Raw genomic sequence first — 16,239 nt, 5'->3', positions numbered from 1 at the left:
GGGGAAATGACTTTCCCCCTCAAGCTCCCCCATTACTTTCCGTCAGTTTGGGGATGGCACTTGAGCCTGCGAAGGCATTTCTGATAAAATTATATAATAATATCAATTATATAAGATCAGATCTGGCCCCAAACTCCTCGCAGGGGCCTGGGGAGATCTTATCTCCCCAGCGGATGGGGTCTGGGGAAGGCAGAGCCTTCCCCGGTCCGCCTTCCCCGGTTATTCCGGCTGCCGCCTGAACATCCACAGCCCGATCGCCGCCGAGACCACGAACAGCCCTCCGGCCACCGCGATCTGCCAGAACCCATCCACCCGCACGCCTTTGCCCAGCAGCGCGAAGATCAGTGTCTGCGGCAGGTATCCCACGGCCGAGCCCGCCAGGAACGGCCACAGCCCCACGCTGGCCAGCCCCGCCACCAGGTTCAGCGCCAGGTTGTTGCCCACCGGCAGCAGTCGCAGCGCCAGGGTGGCGGCGAAGGCGTCGCGGCGCAGGCGGTCCACCAGGGGCCGCAGCTTCGGGCCGAAGCGCCCGGCCAGCCGCCGTTCCGCCCAGCCGCGCCCGACGGCCCCGGCCCACAGGAAGGCCAGCGCCGCCCCCAGCACCTGGGCGCCGAGGCCGAGCGCCGTGCCCAGTGCCGCGCCGAAGGCATAGCCGCCCAGGAAGGCGATGGATTGCCGCGGCACGCCCACGGCTGTCGCCAACCCGCCGGCCAGCAGGAAGATGGCCTCGCCCAGCAGGCCTTCGTCGCGGATGTAGCGATCGACCCAGGCGGCCCCCTGGGATGTGGCGGGCACGCTGGCCAGCAGCCGCAGCAGCAACCCCGCCGCCGCCAGCCCGCCGGCCAGCACCAGCAGCTTCAGCAGCGAGGACCAGACGCGGTTCATGCCTCGGAGGAGGTCTCGACCACCGGGCGCTTCCAGCGCCGCTGCAGCCAGGCCACGCCAATCAGGTCCATGAAAGCCACGGCCAGCCGGTCCAGCGTGCCGTAGTTGGACACGCCGCGCGTGCGCGGGCGGTGGTTCACGGGCTCGCTGACCACGCGCCCGCCCTGGCGCAGCACCAGCGCGGGTAGATAGCGGTGCATGTGATCGAAATGCGGCAGGTCCAGGAACAGGGCGCGGGGGAACAGCTTCAGGCCGCAGCCGGTGTCCGGTGTCGCGTCCTTCAGCAGCCAGGCGCGCACGCGGTTGGCGATGCGGCTGGAAAAGCGCTTCACCGCCGTGTCCTTGCGGTTCACCCGGTGGCCGGCGATCAGGATGGCCCCGCCATCCGTCTCGGCGCGGGCCAGCAGGCGGGGGATGTCGGCCGGGTCGTTCTGGCCGTCGCCGTCCAGCGTGGCGATCCAGTGGCCGCGCGCGGCCTTCACCCCCGTGATGACCGCGGCCGATTGCCCGCAGCTGCGCTGGTGGCGCAGCCAGCGCACCCCGGCGCGGACCAGTTCCTCGCCGGTGGTGTCGGTGCTGCCGTCATCCACGTACACAATTTCGTGAGCGACCCCCGCCAGCGCGGCCCTGATTTCGGCCACCAGGGGCGCGATGTTGGGGGCCTCGTTGCGCACGGGCACGACGACGGAGATGAGGGGCGCTGCGGCCGGGAGGGTCATGCGGGGGCGGGTAGCAGGCAAAGCGGCACTCCACAATCCGTGCCGCGCGCCGCCCCGTCCTGGCCGGGAGACAGGCAAGCACAGGCTGCACAACGCTCCGCAGTAATTTATATAATAGCGTCATGCCCTTCGATGCCCGTACCGCTCCCGCCCCCGCAACCTCGCTGCGCCCTGTCGCCTTCTGGCTGCTGGCGGTGGCCGGGCTGATCTGGGCCATGGTGGCGCTGGGCGGCGCCACGCGGCTGACGGGTTCGGGCCTGTCCATCATGGAATGGGCGCCCCTGCGCGGCGTGCTGCCGCCGATGAGCGAGGCCGAGTGGCGGCGCCTCTACGACCTGTACCGCACCATCCCGCAATATGAGCTGGTGAATGCGGGCTTCGGGCTGGAGGGGTTCAAGCGGATCTTCTGGCTGGAATGGGCGCACCGGCTGTGGGGGCGGATGATCGGCATGGCCTATCTGCTGCCCTTCCTGTGGTTCTGGTGGCGCGGCGCCATCCCGCGCACGCTGCTGCCGCGCATGGGGCTGCTGTTCCTGCTGGGCGGCGCGCAGGGCGGCATCGGCTGGTTCATGGTCGCCTCGGGCTTCGATGACGGCAACACGGCCGTCTCCCCCTATCGCCTCGTGCTGCATCTGGGCATGGCCTTCCTGCTGTATGGCGCCATTCTCTGGACGGCGCTGGGGCTGCTCTGGCCCGTGCCGCCCGCCCTGCCGGCGGCGGCCAGGCGCGGCTCCATCCGCCGGCAGGTGGGCTGGGCGTTCGGCCTGTCGGTGCTGACCATGCTGGCGGGCGGCTTCGTGGCGGGTATCCGCGCGGGCTTCACCTACAACACCTTCCCGCTGATGGACGGCGCGCTGCTGCCGCCCGATTACGGCTCGCTCAGCCCCTTCTGGCACAATCTGACGCTGAATGTGGGGGCGGTGCAGTTCAATCACCGGCTGCTGGCCACGCTGACGCTGCTGGCCGCGATCGGTGCCGGGGTCTCGGCGTTCAAGCGCCTGCCGGCCGGTGCCGTGCGGGGGGCGGTGCTGGGGCTGCTGGGCGCGGTGCTGCTGCAATACGCGCTGGGGGTGGTCACGCTGTTGCATGTGGTGCCGGTCGGGCTGGGCACGCTGCACCAGGGCGTGGCCGTGCTGGTGCTGACCATGGGGCTGGTCGCGCTGCACCGGCTGCGAGACCCGGCCGCATGAACGAAGGCGCCGCCGGACCCACGCCGCCGCTGCCCAGCCAGACCGTGGCGGAGAGCATCCTGGAGGCGCTGCCCGTCGGCGTGATCGTGTGGGGGCCGGAGCGGCGCGCCCGCTTCGTCAATGCCGCCTATAACCGGATCTACTCCGACAATCCCGTCCACCCGGGCGAGGCCATGGAGCCCAAGCTGTGGGAGCGCGCCCGGGGCGGGGAATACGGCCCCGGCGATCCCGCCGCCATCGTGCAGGGCATCCTGGATGCCATGGACCAGCCGGTGATGCTGGAGCGTCCCCGCCCCGACGGGCGCTGGGTCGCGGTGCGCCGCGCGCCGCTGCCCGATGGCGGGCACGTCATCACCGTCTCCGACCTGACGGAGCTGTACCAGGCCCGCCAGGACCTGGCCCAGCACGCCGACACGCTGGACAAGATGCTGAACGGCATCCGCCACGGCCTCGCGCTGTATGCCGAGGACGGCACGCTGATCGCGGCGAACCGCCTGGCCGCCGAGATCAGTGGCGTACCCCCCGAGGTGATGGTGCCCGGCACGCCCTTCCATCTGATCCGGGAGGCCCAACTGCGCGCCGGCGAGTTCGGCCGGGAGGAAGGGGAGAAGCAGGAATTCCTGGCTCGCCGGCCCGAGCAGCCCTGGCGCGGCCCCGAACGCTATCAGCGCCGCCGCCCCAATGGCCGCACCATCGAGATCACGACCGACCCGCTGCCCAGCGGCGGCTTCGTGCGCACCTATTCCGACATCACGGAAATGATGGCCGCCCAGCAGCAGATCGGCGAGCAGGCGGGGCGCATGCGCGTGATGCTGGAGGGCATGCGCCATGGCCTGGCCCTGTTCGACCAGACGGGGCATGTGGTGACGGCCAACCGGCTGGCGACCGAGATGTGCGGGCTGGGCCCGGGCCAGTTCGCGCCGGGCACGACCCTGCGGCAGCTGTTCATCATGCAGCTGGAGGCAGGGGAATTCCCCGACAACGAGGCCACGCGCGAGATGACGCGGCGGGTGGACACGGACTGGCACCTGAACATCGGCCGCTATGTCCGCCGCCGCCCTAATGGCCGCATCATCGAGGTGGTGAACGACCCGCTGCCCGATGGCGGCGTGCTGCGCACCTATACCGACATCACCGAGATCACCGAGGCGGAGGGCCGACTGACCGCCCAGGCCCGGCTGATGAACACGATGCTGGAAGGGCTGCCGCAATCGGTGGTGCTGACCGATGCCCAGGGCGTGGTGCTGGCGGTCAACCGGGTGGCCAACCGCTTCGCCCAGCTGACGGAGGAGGAACTGCACCCCGGCACCAGCATGCTGGATGTGCTGTGCCTGCAGGCCGAGCGCGAGCGCTTCCCGACGGAGGCGGACCGGCTGGCCTTCATCGAGCTCGGCCGCCGCACGGCGCTGGAGCCCGGGCATTATGTCCGCCGCCGCGCATCGGGGCAGGTGGTGGATGTGGTGGTGCAGCGGCTGGAGGGCGGGCAGTTGCTGCGCGTCGTCACCGACATCACCGACCTGCACAACGCGCAGGAGGAAGCGCGCGCCCGCGCCAACCTGCTGCAGACCATGCTGGAGAACATCCGCCATGGCGTGATCCTGTATGGCCCCGACCAGCGCGTTCTGGCCGCCAACCGCCTGGCCGCCGACATGACCGGCGTGCCCGACCTGCACATCAACCCCGGCCGCACCATGAAGGACGTGCTGGACGAGCAGCTGCGGCGCGGGGCCTTCGGGCGGCCGGATATCGCCCAGGCCCAGCATGCCTGGTTCCTGGCGCTGGACCGCACCGTCTCCCACGCGCTGCAGCGCGTCAGCCCCGATGGGCGGCTGCTGGAGATCACCTCCGACCCCACGGCCGATGGCGGCTTCGTGGTGTCCATGACCGACAGCTCGCGCCTCGCCCGGGCGGAGGCGGAGGCCAAGCGCCGCGCCGAGGTGCTGGGCGCCATGCTGGAGAATATCGGCCACGGCGTGTGCCTGTTCGACGGCGAGCACCGGCTGCTGGCGGTGAACCAGGCCCTGCGGGACATGCTGGGGCTGAGCGACGCGGTGCTGCAGCCCGGCACCCATTTCCGCGACTATGTGGCCGAACTCGCCGCGGCCGGGGCCTATGGCGAGGGCGAGGCGGCGGCGGCCATCGCCCTCGGCTACATCGCCGACGACCGCACCAAGCCCAGCCGCGTCGTGCGCGAAAGCCAGAACGGCCATACGCTGGAGGTGGTGAGCCAGCCCATCCCCGGCGGCGGCTTCGTGCTGACCTATACCGACGTGACCGAGGACCGGGCCATCCGCGGCGAGCTGGAACGCGCCCGCGACGCGGCCGAGGCGGCCAATGCCTCCAAATCCCGCTTCCTGGCCACCATGAGCCATGAGCTGCGCACGCCGCTGACCGCGGTGATCGGCTTCGCCGAGGCCCTGCAGCGCAATCCGGATGCCCCCCGGCGCGAGGAATACCTCTCCAGCATCCATGAGGCCGGCCGGCATCTGCTCTCCCTCATCAACGACATCCTGGACCTGGCCAAGGCCGAGCAGGGCAGCCTGCCGGTGCAGGAGGGGGTGGTGGACCTGCGCGAGCTGCTGCACAGCGTGGCCGGGGTGATGCGGGTGGAGGCCGAGCACGCCGGGCTGCAACTGCACACCCGCATGCCGGACAACCTGCCGCGCCTGCGCGGGGATGACCGGCGCTTCCGCCAGGTGCTGCTGAACCTGCTGTCCAACGCGGTGAAGTTCACCCCGACCGGCGGGCAGGTCACGCTGGGGGCGGAGCCCGGGCAGAGCGGCTCCTGGTCCATCTACGTGACGGATACCGGCATCGGCATGGACGACACCGACATCCCCCGCGCCTTCCAGCCCTTCCAGCAGCTGGATGACAGCCTGGCCCGGCGTTTCGAGGGCACGGGGCTCGGCCTGCCGCTGGCGCGGATGCTGACGGAGGCGCAAGGTGCCACCCTGACCTTGCACAGCAAGCGCGGAGAGGGCACGACCGCCGTGGTCCGCATCCCCGCCGACCGTCTGCTCAAGCCGGAGCCCGTATGACCGAGCCGCTCGCCGCCACCGATGCCCTGTTCTTCTCCCGCCTCGATCGCGCGGCGGCCGAGGCGCGGGTGGCCGAGGCGTTGCATGGGATGGAGGATGGCGAGCTGTTCCTGGAATACCGGGAAAGCGAGGCGATCAGCCTGGATGACGGGCGTATCCGCTCGGCCAGCTTCGACACCAGCCAGGGCTTCGGCCTGCGCGCCGTGGCCGGAGAGGCAGCTGGCTTCGCCCATGCCGGCGAACTGACCGAGGAGGCGCTGGCCCGCGCGGCCGAGGCGGTGGCCCCCGTGCGCGCGGGCTTTTCCGGCCGCTGGGCCGCGCCGCCACCGCCCACCCAGGCGCGGCTGTATTCCGATGCCAACCCGCTGGGCGAGATGGATTTCCCCGCCAAGACCGCGCTGCTGATGGAGCTGGACGCCTATGCCCGGGCGCGCGACCCCCGGGTGAAGCAGGTCAGCGCCTCCATCACCGGGGAATGGCAGGCGGTGCAGATCATGCGCGCCGACGGCGTGCGGGTGGCCGACCTCAGGCCGCTGGTGCGCCTGAGCGTTCAGGTGGTGGTCGAGCAGGACGGCCGGCGCGAGAGCGGCGGCCACGGCACCGGCGGGCGGTTCGGCTACACGCATATCCTCTCGCGCCAGGTCTGGACCGGCGCGGTGGAGGAGGCGCTGCGCCAGGCGCTGGTGAACCTGGACAGCATCCCCGCCCCCGCGGGCGAGATGGAGGTGGTGCTGGGCAATGGCTGGCCCGGCATCCTGCTGCATGAGGCGATCGGCCATGGCCTCGAAGGCGATTTCAACCGCAAGAAGACCTCGGCCTTCTCGGGGCTGATGGGCCAGCGCATCGCCGCACCCGGCGTGACGGTGGTGGATGACGGCACCATCCCCGACCGGCGCGGCAGCATCACGGTGGATGACGAGGGCACGCCCTCCGGCCGGACGGTGATGATCGAGGACGGCATCCTGACCGGCTTCATCCAGGACCGGCAGAATGCCCGGCTGATGGGCGTGCCCCCCACCGGCAACGGGCGCCGGCAGTCCCACGCGCATGCCCCCATGCCGCGGATGACCAACACCATCATGCTGGGCGGGCAGCACGCGCCGGCCGAGATCATCGCCAGCGTGAAGCGCGGCCTGTACGCGGTGAATTTCGGCGGCGGGCAGGTGGACATCACCAGCGGCAAGTTCGTCTTCTCGGCCGCCGAGGCCTATCTGATCGAGGACGGGAAGATCGGCGCGCCGGTGAAGGGTGCCACCCTGATCGGCAATGGGCCGGACGCGCTGACCAAGGTGGTCATGGTGGGCAATGACAGCGCCATGGACCCCGGCATCGGCACCTGCGGCAAGAACGGGCAGGGCGTGCCGGTAGGGGTGGGCCAGCCCACACTGAAGATGCTCGGGCTGACGGTGGGCGGCACGGCGGTCTGAGGCTGCGGTGGCTCAGGGGCCTTGCCCCTGAAACCCCAGTCAGGGGCTCCGCCCCCGACACCCCCGCCAGGACCGTGCTCGGTCCTGGACCTAGATCAGTTGGTGCTGACCTTGGTGTGGTATATCTTATTGATTTTTATAATCAAAATATCGGAGACCTTGCCAAGGTAAGGCGCCAAACTCCTGGGTTCCAAGGGCCTTTCGGCCTTTGGCGGAGCCCCTCGGTGGGGATTCGGGGGCAACGCCCCTGAGCCTGCCGGCCTGCCCTCTTGCCTCTGGGGCCGTCACGGTTCATGCCGAGGCCACGCAATGTCATACGGAAGCAACCGATGAACCTGTCCGGTGTCCTGTCCCATACCCGCATCCAGCAGACTGCCATGGTGCTGGGCGGCACGCTGCTGCTGACCCTCTCCTCGCGCGTCGAGGTGCCGATGATCCCGGTGCCGATGACCATGCAGACCCTGGCCGTGACCATGATCGGCGCGCTGTACGGCTGGCGCCTGGCCGCCGTGACCGTGCTGGCCTGGCTGGCGCAGGGCGCGATGGGCCTGCCGGTCTTCGCGGGCGGCGTGGGTGGGTTCGCCAAGCTGATGGGGCCGACCGCCGGCTATCTCTGGGCCTTCCCGGTGGCGGCGATGGCCACGGGCTGGCTGGTGCGGCTGGGCGCGCCCCGCCACGCGCTGGCGCGCGGCTTCCTGGCGATGCTGGCGGGCAATGCGCTGTGCCTGGCGCTGGGCTGGGCGTGGCTGGCGGCCATGCTGGGCGCCGAGCGCGCCTTCGCCCTGGGTGTGGCGCCCTTCCTGCTGGGGGCCGTGGTCAAGTCCGGCCTGGGCGCCGCCCTGCTGGGCGCCAGCCGGCTGATGCCGCGCCGCGGCTGAATCTTGGGCGAGGGGAGCGTTTTCCCCTCGCAACCTTTCGCGGCTTCTGGCGTTCATTCCGGTATCGGAAATCCAAGGAGTCGCTTCCGTGATCATTGAACGCCGTCATCTGGCGCGGCTGACCGGCCTGGTGGCCGCCGCCGCCCTTCTGCCCGCCATCCCCCACCAGGCCCAGGCGGCCACCGCCGCCGAGATCGATGCCGAGGTCGTGGCCGCCGAGGCCCGCCTGCGCGCCATGCCCAACGCCGCGCCGCTGTTCCGTGAGGCGCGCTCGGTGCTGATCTTCCCGCGCATCATCCAGGGTGGCTTCATCGTGGGTGGCCAGTTCGGAGAGGGCGCGCTGCGCCACAACGGCGCCACCGAGGGCTATTTCAACATCGCCGGTGCCTCCTTCGGCCTGCTGGCCGGGGCGCAGGTGGGCGGGCTTGCCATGTTCTTCATGAACGAGGCCGGGCTGCGCGCCTTGATGAACGCCGATGGCTGGGAAATCGGCACCGGCCCGACGGTGGCGGTGCTGGACCAGGGCGTGCAGGCCAATGTGACCAGCACCACCCTGCGGGAGCCGGTCTACGCCATCACCTTCAGCCAGTCGGGGCTGATGGCCGCGCTGGCGCTGAACGGCACCAAGATCACGCGCATCAGGCCCGCCGCGCGCTGATCCAGCTGACCGGGCCGTGAAGGCCCGGCCGAGCTTCAGGCGGCCCGCACCTCGGCCAGAAACTGCCCCACGGAGGCCTGGAGCGCGTCGCTGTGCCCGGTCAGCGCCGTGGCGGCGTCCCGCACCGTATCGGCCGCCTGGGCGGCGCTGCCGGCGGTGCCGCGCAGCTGCTGCATGTCCGACACCACGCGCTGGGTGCCTTGGGCCACCTGCTCGGCGCTGCGGGCGATTTCCTGGGTGGCGGCGCGCTGCTGCTCCACCGCGGCCGCGATGGCGCCGGAGGCCTCGCCCACCTCATGCACGATGTCCCCCAGGCTGCGGATGGCGTCGATCGTGGCCTGGGTGGCGTCGCGGATGGCCGAAACCTGGCTGCCGATATCCTCCGTCGCGCGGCCGGTCTGGGTGGCCAGCTGCTTCACCTCGCTGGCGACCACCGCGAAGCCCTTGCCGGCCTCGCCCGCGCGGGCGGCCTCGATGGTGGCGTTCAGCGCCAGCAGGTTGGTCTGGCCCGCGATATCCGTGATCATGCGCACCACATCGCCGATGCGGCCCGCGCGCTCGGACAGGGCGGTGATGGCGCTGTCGGTCTGGGCCGCGGTGTCGCTGGCGCGGCGGGCCACATCAGCCGTGCGCGCCACCTGGGCCGTGATCTCGCTGATGGAGGCCAGCAGCTGTTGCACGGCGGAGGCGACGCTGTTCACATTCTCCGCCGCCTCGGCGGAGGTGCTGGCCGCGCTTTCGGTCCCGCCCCGCGTGGTGGCGACAACATCCGCCATGGTGCCGGCCTGCTGGTGGACGGAGCCCGCGGTCTGCACCAGGGCGGTGATCACGCCCTGCACCTGGGCCTCGAAGCCATTGGCCAGCTGGGCCAGGCGCTTGTCGTAGCTCGCCTTGTTCTCATCCAGATAGGTGGAGATGGCGATTTCCATGTCCAGCATGATGGCCTGGTTCAGCGCCCGCATCAGCCGCGACAGGCGATCCTGCGCGGCGCGGGGGTTCAGGCGGCTGGCATATTGGCGCGCCGCGATGGCATAGAGCGCCGAGGCCACCTTCGCGTAGCCGCCGATGTACCAGCGCGGGTCCAGCCCGATGCGGCTGTGCGTTAGGCCGATGCGGCGGACGGAGGCATAATATGCCTCGTCGAAATGGCCGGAGAACAGCCGCGCCCAGTGCTGTTTCTGGTGATCCCGGGCGTGGTTCATCATCGCCGGGTCCCGGAAATAGACGTTGAGGACCGGGTGCTGCTTCACGCCATTGTAGAAATCACCGAGAATGGCATCGATGTTCCGCTGCAGGACTGGCAGGAACTCACGCAGGATCTGGCCCGTTTCGGCATCGATACCAAGTCCGGATAGACGTTCCTGAAGTATATTCCCGGTCATGAAGGCCTCCGACTGCTGCTGCTGACGCAGGAATGCACAGGCGGGGGTTAATCGGAGGTGATCCAGAAACGCTATTTTTCCAGAGGGTTGAGATAAATCAAGTGTCTGTGCATTCAATTCAAATGCAGTATTCTCAGGCGCCCGGGCGTGATCGGCAGGCGAGTGATGCTCACCCGGCCCTGCAACGCATCCTCCACCGCCGCGGCGATGGCGGCCCCGGCGGCGGTGATCCCGCCCTCGCCGGCGCCCTTCACCCCCAGCGGGTTGATGGGGCTCGGCGCATCCTCCAGCACCAGCGCCTCCACCATCGGCACCTCGTTCAGCGTGGGCAACAAGTAATCGGCGAAGCTGGCGGATAGCGGCTGGCCGTCCGCGCTGTAGATGAACTCCTCGAACAGCGCGCCGCCGATGCCCTGGGCGGCGCCGCCATGGATCTGCCCCTCCACCAGCATCGGGTTCACCGAACGGCCGACATCGAAGGCGACCACGAAGCGTTCCACGACCATGCCGAAGGTCTCGGCATCCACCCGCAGCACGGCCAGGTGCACGCCATAGGGATAGGTCATGTGGTCGGTGGTGAAGCTGGCCTCGGCGGTCAGCAGGGGGGTGCCGTCCTCCGCCGCGCAGGCGGCCGCGGCCTCGCCCAGCGGCACGGAGGCCTCCCCCGCCCGGATCAGCCCGCCCTCGAAGACGAGCCCCGTCGCATCGGCCTGCAGCAGCAGGGCGGCCCTGGCCCGCAGCCGGTCCTTCAGCGTCTCCGCCGCCATCGAGACCGCGGCCCCCGTCATGACCGTGACGCGGGAGGCGAAGGCCCCCATGCCGCGTGCGATGCGGTCGGTCTGGCCATGCACCACCGTGCAATCCGTGTGCGCCACGCCGAGCACGGAGGCCGCGACCTGCGCCATCACCGTCTCCACCCCCTGGCCCACGGAGGCGGCACCCGTCACGATCTCGACCCGGCCGGTGGCGGCGATGGACAGGATCACGTCGTCGAAGGGGCCGAGGCCGCTCTTTTCCACGAAATAGGCCAGGCCCAGCCCCACCTGTTCCCCCGCCGCGCGGCGGGCCGCGAGGCTCTCGCGCAGGGCCGGTAGGTCCACGCTGGCTTCCAGCTTCGCCAGCAGCCCGGCGAAATCGGCGGCGTCGTACACCACCTCCGTGCCCAGCGCGTCCAGCCCGCGCTTGAAGGGGATGGCCTCGGCGGGGATCAGGTTGCGGCGGCGGATCTCCACCCGGTCGATGCCGAGGCGGTCGGCGATCGCATCCATCAGCCGTTCCCGCACGAAGGTGCCCTCATACCGGCCGGGGGCGCGATAGGTGCCGGCGGGGGTCTTGTTGGTCAGCCGGATATGGCCCGCCGCCGCGAAGGCCGGGATGTGATAGGGGCCGGGCAGCATGCCCGCCGTCAGATCCGTGACCGTCGAGGCATGGGTGCGCACATAGCCGCCCTGGTCCACGAAGAACTCGTCCTCGAGGCCCAGCACCACGCCCTGGGCGTCCACCGCCGCGCGGATGCGGTGGTGCTGGTCGCGGGAATGGTTGGCGGCCAGCAGGTGTTCCTTGCGGTCCTCGATCCACTTCACCGGGCGCCGCAGCCGCAGGGCGGCGAGGCAGACCAGCACATCCTCCGGATACACCTCTCCCCGGATGCCGAAGCCGCCGCCGACATGGCCCTCGAACAGGTGCAGCTGCTCGGGCGGCAGATCGAGCATCTTGGCGATGGCCAGCCGGTTGGCGTGCGGCACCTTGGAGGCACCATGCATCTCCAGCCGCTCTTGCTCCGCGTTCCAGAAGCCGATGGCGCCGCGCGTTTCCATCGGCACGCCGGTGTGGCGGCCGATGGCGAATTCCAACTCGAACACATGGGCCGCGGCCTCGAAGGCGGCGGCGAGGTCGCCATAGGATTTGCGCACCACCCCGGCCTCGGTGGTCAGGCCCGGGGCGAATTCGCCGAGGGGCTGCACCGCGGTCATCACGGGCTCCAGCTCCTCGATATCGGCGAAGACCAGCTCGGCCGCGTCCTCGGCCTGATAGGGGGTTTCGGCGATGACCAGCGCCACCGGCTCACCCACATAGCGCACCATGCCCTGGGCCAGGATGGGCTGGCGGTAGTCGCCGAGCCCCGGGATGCGCATCTGCCGGAAGTCGATCGGCGGGATCTCCGCCACATCGGCGCCGGTCCAGACCGCCACCACGCCGGGGCAATCCAGCGCGTCGGCGATGTCGATCTGCTCGATGCGGCCATGGGCGATGGGGGATCGCACCACGCGCATGTGCAGCTCGCCAGGGAAGCGGATATCGGCGGCGAAGCGACCCTGGCCGCGCAGCAGCGGCGGGTCTTCCAGCCGCGTTACGCTGCGGCCGATTCCGCCCATTTGCCCATCTCCTTGGCCGCCGCCGTCACGGCGCGCACGATGTTGGTGTAGCCCGTGCAGCGGCACAGGTTGGAGGAGAGGACATGGCGCAGCCGCTCCTCCGTCACCGGTTCCGGCTGTTCCAGCATCCAGGTCGCCAGCATCAGGAAGCCCGGGGTGCAGAAGCCGCATTGCAGCCCGTGCTTCTCCCAGAACGCCCGTTGCAGCGGGCTGAGGGTCTCGCCATCGGCCAGCCCCTCCACGGTGCGGACCTCCGCCCCTTCCGCCTGGACGGCGAACATCAGGCAGGAGCGCACGGGCGCGCCGTTCACGATGATGGTGCAGGCCCCGCACACGCCGTGCTCGCAACCCAGATGGGTGCCGGTCAGCCCCGCTTCCTCCCGCAGCATGTCGGCCAGGGACATGCGCGGCACCACATCGGCCTGCACGGCCTGGCCATTCACGGTGCAGCGCACCGTGGTCTTGGGCTCGCTCATGGCGATGTCTCCTCTGCCGTCCGGATCGCGGCGCGGACGCGCTGCGGGGTCGCGGGCATGTCGAACAGCTGGATGCCGAAGGGTTCCAGCGCGTCGCAGATGGCGTTGATGACGGCGGCGGGGGCGGCGATGGCGCCACCCTCGCCGACGCCCTTGGCCTCCAGCACGCTGGCCCCGGTCAGGGTGGCCAGGTGGTGCACCTCGATCGGCGGGATCTCGGCCATGGTGGGCGGGATGAAATCCGCGAAGCTGCCGGTCAGGATATTGCCGTCGGCGTCATAGATGATCTCCTCCAGCAGGGCGTTGCCGATGCCCTGGGCGACGCCGCCCTGCACCTGGCCATCCACGATCATCGGGTTGATCAGCCGCCCGGCATCCTCGACCACGATGTAGCGCAGGATCTTCGTGCCGCCGGTCTCGGTGTCCACCTCCACCACCGCCACATGGCAGGCGTTGGAGAAGGTGCCCTCCGGGTCATAGGTCGCGGCCTCGTTCAGGTCGTAGCCGATCTTCTCGCTGATCGGCCCGGCCGAATGATAGACGGTGCGCGCGATGGCATCGAGGCTGATGGAGGCGCCGCCGGGCAGCAGCGCCATGCCGCCTTCCAGCCGCACCTGGCTTTCCTCGCCCTGCAGCAGCACGGCGGCGGCACGCTTCAGCTTCACGGCCAGCTTGGCGGCGGCCAGCTTGCTCGCCCCGCCCGAGATCACCAGTGAGCGGCTGGCGAAGGTTCCCCAGCCATAGGGCGTGCGGTCGGTGTCGCCATGGATGATGCGGATGCGCGCGACATCCACGCCGGTTTCCTCCGCGATGATCTGGGCCAGGGCCGTGCGCAGCCCCTGGCCGTGCGGGGAGGCGCCGATCCGCGCCTCCACCTCGCCCGAGGGCGTCATGCAGATCTCGACGCGCTCATAGCCGGGCGTGATTTCCATGCTGCGCGCGGCGAAGGCGGGGGTGCCATAGCCCGTGCGCTCATTGATCACGGAAAAACCGATGCCGAGATACCGCCCCTGGGCGTGGGCGGCCGCCTGCTCGGCGCGGAAGGCGGGCAGGCCGGCCACCTCCACCGCCTTTTCCATGGTTTCCAGATAGCTCGCCTCATCCAACATCATGTTGGTCGGCGTGCGGTGCGGGAATTGCGTGACCAGGTTGCGCCGGCGCAGCTCGATGGGGTCGAGGCCGAGGCGCTTGGCCGCCACCTCCATCAGCCGTTCCAGCGCGAAGCTGATGACGGGCCGCGACACGCCGCGATAGGGCGCCATCACGGCGGTGTTGGTGGTGATGCCGCGCGCATGGGCGCCGTATTCGGCCACCTTGTAGGGGCCGGCATATTCGGCCAGCGCCATCAGCGGCTCCACCCCGCAGGTGGTGGGATAGCAGGAGAAGGCGCCGATATTGGCCAGGATCTCCACATCCAGCCCGCGCATCACGCCCTGATCGTCGAAGGCGGCCCGCACCTTGTGGTGCTGGTCGCGCGAATGGGCGGAGGCGATGAGGTTCTCACGCCGGTCCTCGATCCAGGCGAAGGTGGAGCGGTATCGCCGCGCCAGCCACACCAGCAGCACGTATTCGGGGAACAGCGACATTTTCTGCCCGAAGCCGCCGCCCACATCGGGGGCGACCACGCGCAGATCGGCCTCCGGCATGCCGATGCAGTCGGTGATGCCGGTGCGCAGCATGTGCGGCATCTGCACCGAGGCATGCAGGCTGACCCGGCCGGAGGCGCGGTCATAGGCCGCATGCCCGCCACGGGTTTCCATCGGCGAGGCGTTCTGCCGGCGGGAGCGGATGTCGAGCTCCACCACCGTGGCGCCGGCGAAGGCCGCCTCCAGCCCCGGGGTGCGGATGCGCCCCTCCACGATGGTGTTGGTCGGCGCCATGGGGTGGACGATGGGCGCGCCCGGGGCGGCCGCGAGGTCGAGGTCCACCACCGCTTCCTCGGGCTCGATATCCAGGAAGATCTGGTCGGCGATGTCCTCCGCCTCGCGCTGGGTGGCGGCGACGATGGCGGCGACCGGCTGGCCCACATAATGCACGCGCGTGCGCGGCAGGATGGGCTGCTCGATCGGCACGTAGTTGAAGCGGGCCAGGCGCGGCACGATGGGCTTCAGCGTCGCCACGTCCTCGCCGGTGATGATCAGCGCGCCGGGGGGCAGTTCCGGCTTCTCGATGGCCTTGATGACGCCGGCCGCGACCGGGCTGCGCAGGAACACCACGGCGCGCGAGCCCACCGCGATATCGGCCACGAAGCGGCCCTCGCCGCGCACCAGGGCGGGGTCTTCCAGGCGCGGGATGTTGCGCCCGATCCAGGTGAGCGGGGCATCCATCACGCGAAGGCCTGCGTCAGCGCGCGGCGGATCATCGCGCGCACCAGGTCCTGGCGGTATTCGCCGCTGGCGTGGATGTCCCCATCCGGGCTGGTGGCGTCTGCCCCCGCCTGGCCGGCGGCCAGGAACAAAGCGGGGGAGGGCGCCTGGCCCAGCAGCACCGCGACAGCTTCAGGCGAGGTGACGGGGGTGGAGGCGATGCCGCCCAGCCCCACCCGCGCCTCGCGGATCACCCCGCCCTCGACCCGGCAGGCCACCACCGCCATGGCCAGCGCGAAATCCCCCGCGCGGCGGGCGTATTCCGCAAAACCGCAATGCCAGCCGGGGCCGAACAGCGGCAGGCGGATCTCGGTCAGCAGCTCATCGGGGCGCAGCGCGGTGGTGAAGATGGTCTGGAAGAACGCGGCGGCGGGGATGGTGCGGCGGCCGGTGGTGGATTCGGCCACCAGCTCCGCCTCCAGCCCCCGCGCGACGCAGCACCATTCGCTGGCCGGATCGGCGTGGGAGAGGCTGCCGCCGAAACTGCCCCGGCTGCGGATGGGGGTGTGGGCGATGTTCGCCGCCACCCGGCTCAGCAGCAGGCCGATAGGCGCGCTGGAGACCGGCTTCTCGAAGTGGGCGTGGCGGCAGCGGGCGCCGATGACGAGCGTGCCGCCTTCCTCGCGGATGTCGTCCATGCCGGGGATGGCGTTGATGTCGATGAGGATGGGCGGGCGGGCCAGCCGGAAGTTCATCGCGGGCACGAGCGATTGCCCGCCCGAGATGATTTTCGCCTCATCCCCGTGCTCGGCGAGCAGGGCCAGCGCCTGGGCGCGGCTTTCGGGGCGGTGATAGGCGAAGGCGGCTGGCTTCATGGAAACCCCTTCAGTGTCACTAGACGTTTT

The 16,239-nt window shown here is 70.2% G+C and carries 12 protein-coding genes; 5 read left to right on the top strand and 7 right to left on the bottom strand.

Annotated elements, in window-relative coordinates; translation table 11 throughout:
* Positions 1-219: 219 nt before the first annotated feature.
* Together GT007_RS06710 and GT007_RS06705 are read right to left on the bottom strand one after the other, a co-directional pair.
* Positions 220-885 (bottom strand): TVP38/TMEM64 family protein, encoded by a 666-nt coding sequence (locus GT007_RS06710; RefSeq protein WP_160120827.1) that lies wholly within the window; start codon positions 883-885, stop codon positions 220-222.
* On the bottom strand, positions 882-1,604 hold the full coding sequence (locus GT007_RS06705; protein WP_160120826.1) for a glycosyltransferase family 2 protein: 723 nt from the start codon (positions 1,602-1,604) through the stop codon (positions 882-884). The genes GT007_RS06710 and GT007_RS06705 overlap by 4 nt, the downstream gene beginning before the upstream one ends.
* Positions 1,605-1,726: 122 nt before the next feature.
* Here GT007_RS06705 and GT007_RS06700 point away from each other — a divergent pair, with 122 nt between their 5' ends.
* The 5 genes from GT007_RS06700 to GT007_RS06680 all read left to right on the top strand — a co-directional run bounded on the left by GT007_RS06700 (position 1,727) and on the right by GT007_RS06680 (position 8,795).
* Positions 1,727-2,794: a COX15/CtaA family protein gene (locus tag GT007_RS06700; protein WP_160120825.1), complete on the top strand. Its 1,068-nt coding sequence runs from the start codon at positions 1,727-1,729 to the stop codon at positions 2,792-2,794.
* Positions 2,791-5,832 (top strand): PAS-domain containing protein, encoded by a 3,042-nt coding sequence (locus GT007_RS06695; RefSeq protein ID WP_160120824.1) that lies wholly within the window; start codon positions 2,791-2,793, stop codon positions 5,830-5,832. Before GT007_RS06700 ends, GT007_RS06695 begins: the two co-directional genes overlap by 4 nt.
* Positions 5,829-7,259 carry a metalloprotease TldD gene (gene tldD / locus GT007_RS06690; RefSeq protein ID WP_160120823.1) on the top strand — a complete coding sequence of 477 codons (1,431 nt, stop codon included), beginning with the start codon at positions 5,829-5,831 and terminating at the stop codon, positions 7,257-7,259. Before GT007_RS06695 ends, tldD begins: the two co-directional genes overlap by 4 nt.
* Positions 7,260-7,588: 329 nt before the next feature.
* Complete coding sequence (locus tag GT007_RS06685; protein WP_160120822.1) at positions 7,589-8,137, top strand: biotin transporter BioY; 549 nt, start codon at positions 7,589-7,591, stop codon at positions 8,135-8,137.
* A gap of 88 nt (positions 8,138-8,225) precedes the next feature.
* Entirely contained in the window at positions 8,226-8,795 is a 570-nt protein-coding gene (locus GT007_RS06680; protein WP_160120821.1) for a lipid-binding SYLF domain-containing protein, read from the top strand.
* A 35-nt stretch (positions 8,796-8,830) separates the two neighbouring features.
* Here GT007_RS06680 and GT007_RS06675 read toward each other — a convergent pair whose 3' ends face one another.
* The 5 genes from GT007_RS06675 to GT007_RS06655 all read right to left on the bottom strand — a co-directional run bounded on the left by GT007_RS06675 (position 8,831) and on the right by GT007_RS06655 (position 16,209).
* Entirely contained in the window at positions 8,831-10,177 is a 1,347-nt protein-coding gene (locus GT007_RS06675; RefSeq protein ID WP_160120820.1) for a globin-coupled sensor protein, read from the bottom strand.
* Positions 10,178-10,290: 113 nt separating this feature from the next.
* Positions 10,291-12,552, bottom strand: a complete 2,262-nt coding sequence (locus GT007_RS06670; RefSeq protein WP_160120819.1) for a xanthine dehydrogenase family protein molybdopterin-binding subunit — start codon at positions 12,550-12,552, stop codon at positions 10,291-10,293.
* A complete protein-coding gene (locus GT007_RS06665; protein ID WP_160120818.1) occupies positions 12,528-13,028 on the bottom strand; it encodes a (2Fe-2S)-binding protein in 501 nt (166 codons plus the stop codon). The genes GT007_RS06670 and GT007_RS06665 overlap by 25 nt, the downstream gene beginning before the upstream one ends.
* Complete coding sequence (locus tag GT007_RS06660) at positions 13,025-15,355, bottom strand: xanthine dehydrogenase family protein molybdopterin-binding subunit (RefSeq protein WP_160120817.1); 2,331 nt, start codon at positions 15,353-15,355, stop codon at positions 13,025-13,027. The genes GT007_RS06665 and GT007_RS06660 overlap by 4 nt, the downstream gene beginning before the upstream one ends.
* Positions 15,355-16,209 (bottom strand): FAD binding domain-containing protein, encoded by an 855-nt coding sequence (locus tag GT007_RS06655; protein WP_160120816.1) that lies wholly within the window; start codon positions 16,207-16,209, stop codon positions 15,355-15,357. Before GT007_RS06655 ends, GT007_RS06660 begins: the two co-directional genes overlap by 1 nt.
* Between the last annotated feature and the right edge of the window lie 30 nt (positions 16,210-16,239).

The sequence above is a fragment of the Rhodovarius lipocyclicus genome (assembly GCF_009900765.1).
Classification (GTDB): domain Bacteria; phylum Pseudomonadota; class Alphaproteobacteria; order Acetobacterales; family Acetobacteraceae; genus Rhodovarius; species Rhodovarius lipocyclicus.
The sequence above is the reverse complement of the archived record's forward strand: the minus strand, read 5'-3'. Positions and strand labels throughout refer to the sequence as shown.

Coding starts and splice junctions, on each gene's coding strand:
- GT007_RS06685 (WP_160120822.1), top strand. CDS start 7,589: ATGAACCTGTCCGGTGTCCTGTCCCATACCCGCATCCAGCAGACTGCC.
- GT007_RS06700 (WP_160120825.1), top strand. CDS start 1,727: ATGCCCTTCGATGCCCGTACCGCTCCCGCCCCCGCAACCTCGCTGCGC.
- GT007_RS06655 (WP_160120816.1), bottom strand. CDS start 16,209: ATGAAGCCAGCCGCCTTCGCCTATCACCGCCCCGAAAGCCGCGCCCAG.
- GT007_RS06660 (WP_160120817.1), bottom strand. CDS start 15,355: ATGGATGCCCCGCTCACCTGGATCGGGCGCAACATCCCGCGCCTGGAA.
- GT007_RS06670 (WP_160120819.1), bottom strand. CDS start 12,552: ATGGGCGGAATCGGCCGCAGCGTAACGCGGCTGGAAGACCCGCCGCTG.
- tldD (WP_160120823.1), top strand. CDS start 5,829: ATGACCGAGCCGCTCGCCGCCACCGATGCCCTGTTCTTCTCCCGCCTC.
- GT007_RS06705 (WP_160120826.1), bottom strand. CDS start 1,604: ATGACCCTCCCGGCCGCAGCGCCCCTCATCTCCGTCGTCGTGCCCGTG.
- GT007_RS06710 (WP_160120827.1), bottom strand. CDS start 885: ATGAACCGCGTCTGGTCCTCGCTGCTGAAGCTGCTGGTGCTGGCCGGC.
- GT007_RS06695 (WP_160120824.1), top strand. CDS start 2,791: ATGAACGAAGGCGCCGCCGGACCCACGCCGCCGCTGCCCAGCCAGACC.
- GT007_RS06665 (WP_160120818.1), bottom strand. CDS start 13,028: ATGAGCGAGCCCAAGACCACGGTGCGCTGCACCGTGAATGGCCAGGCC.
- GT007_RS06675 (WP_160120820.1), bottom strand. CDS start 10,177: ATGACCGGGAATATACTTCAGGAACGTCTATCCGGACTTGGTATCGAT.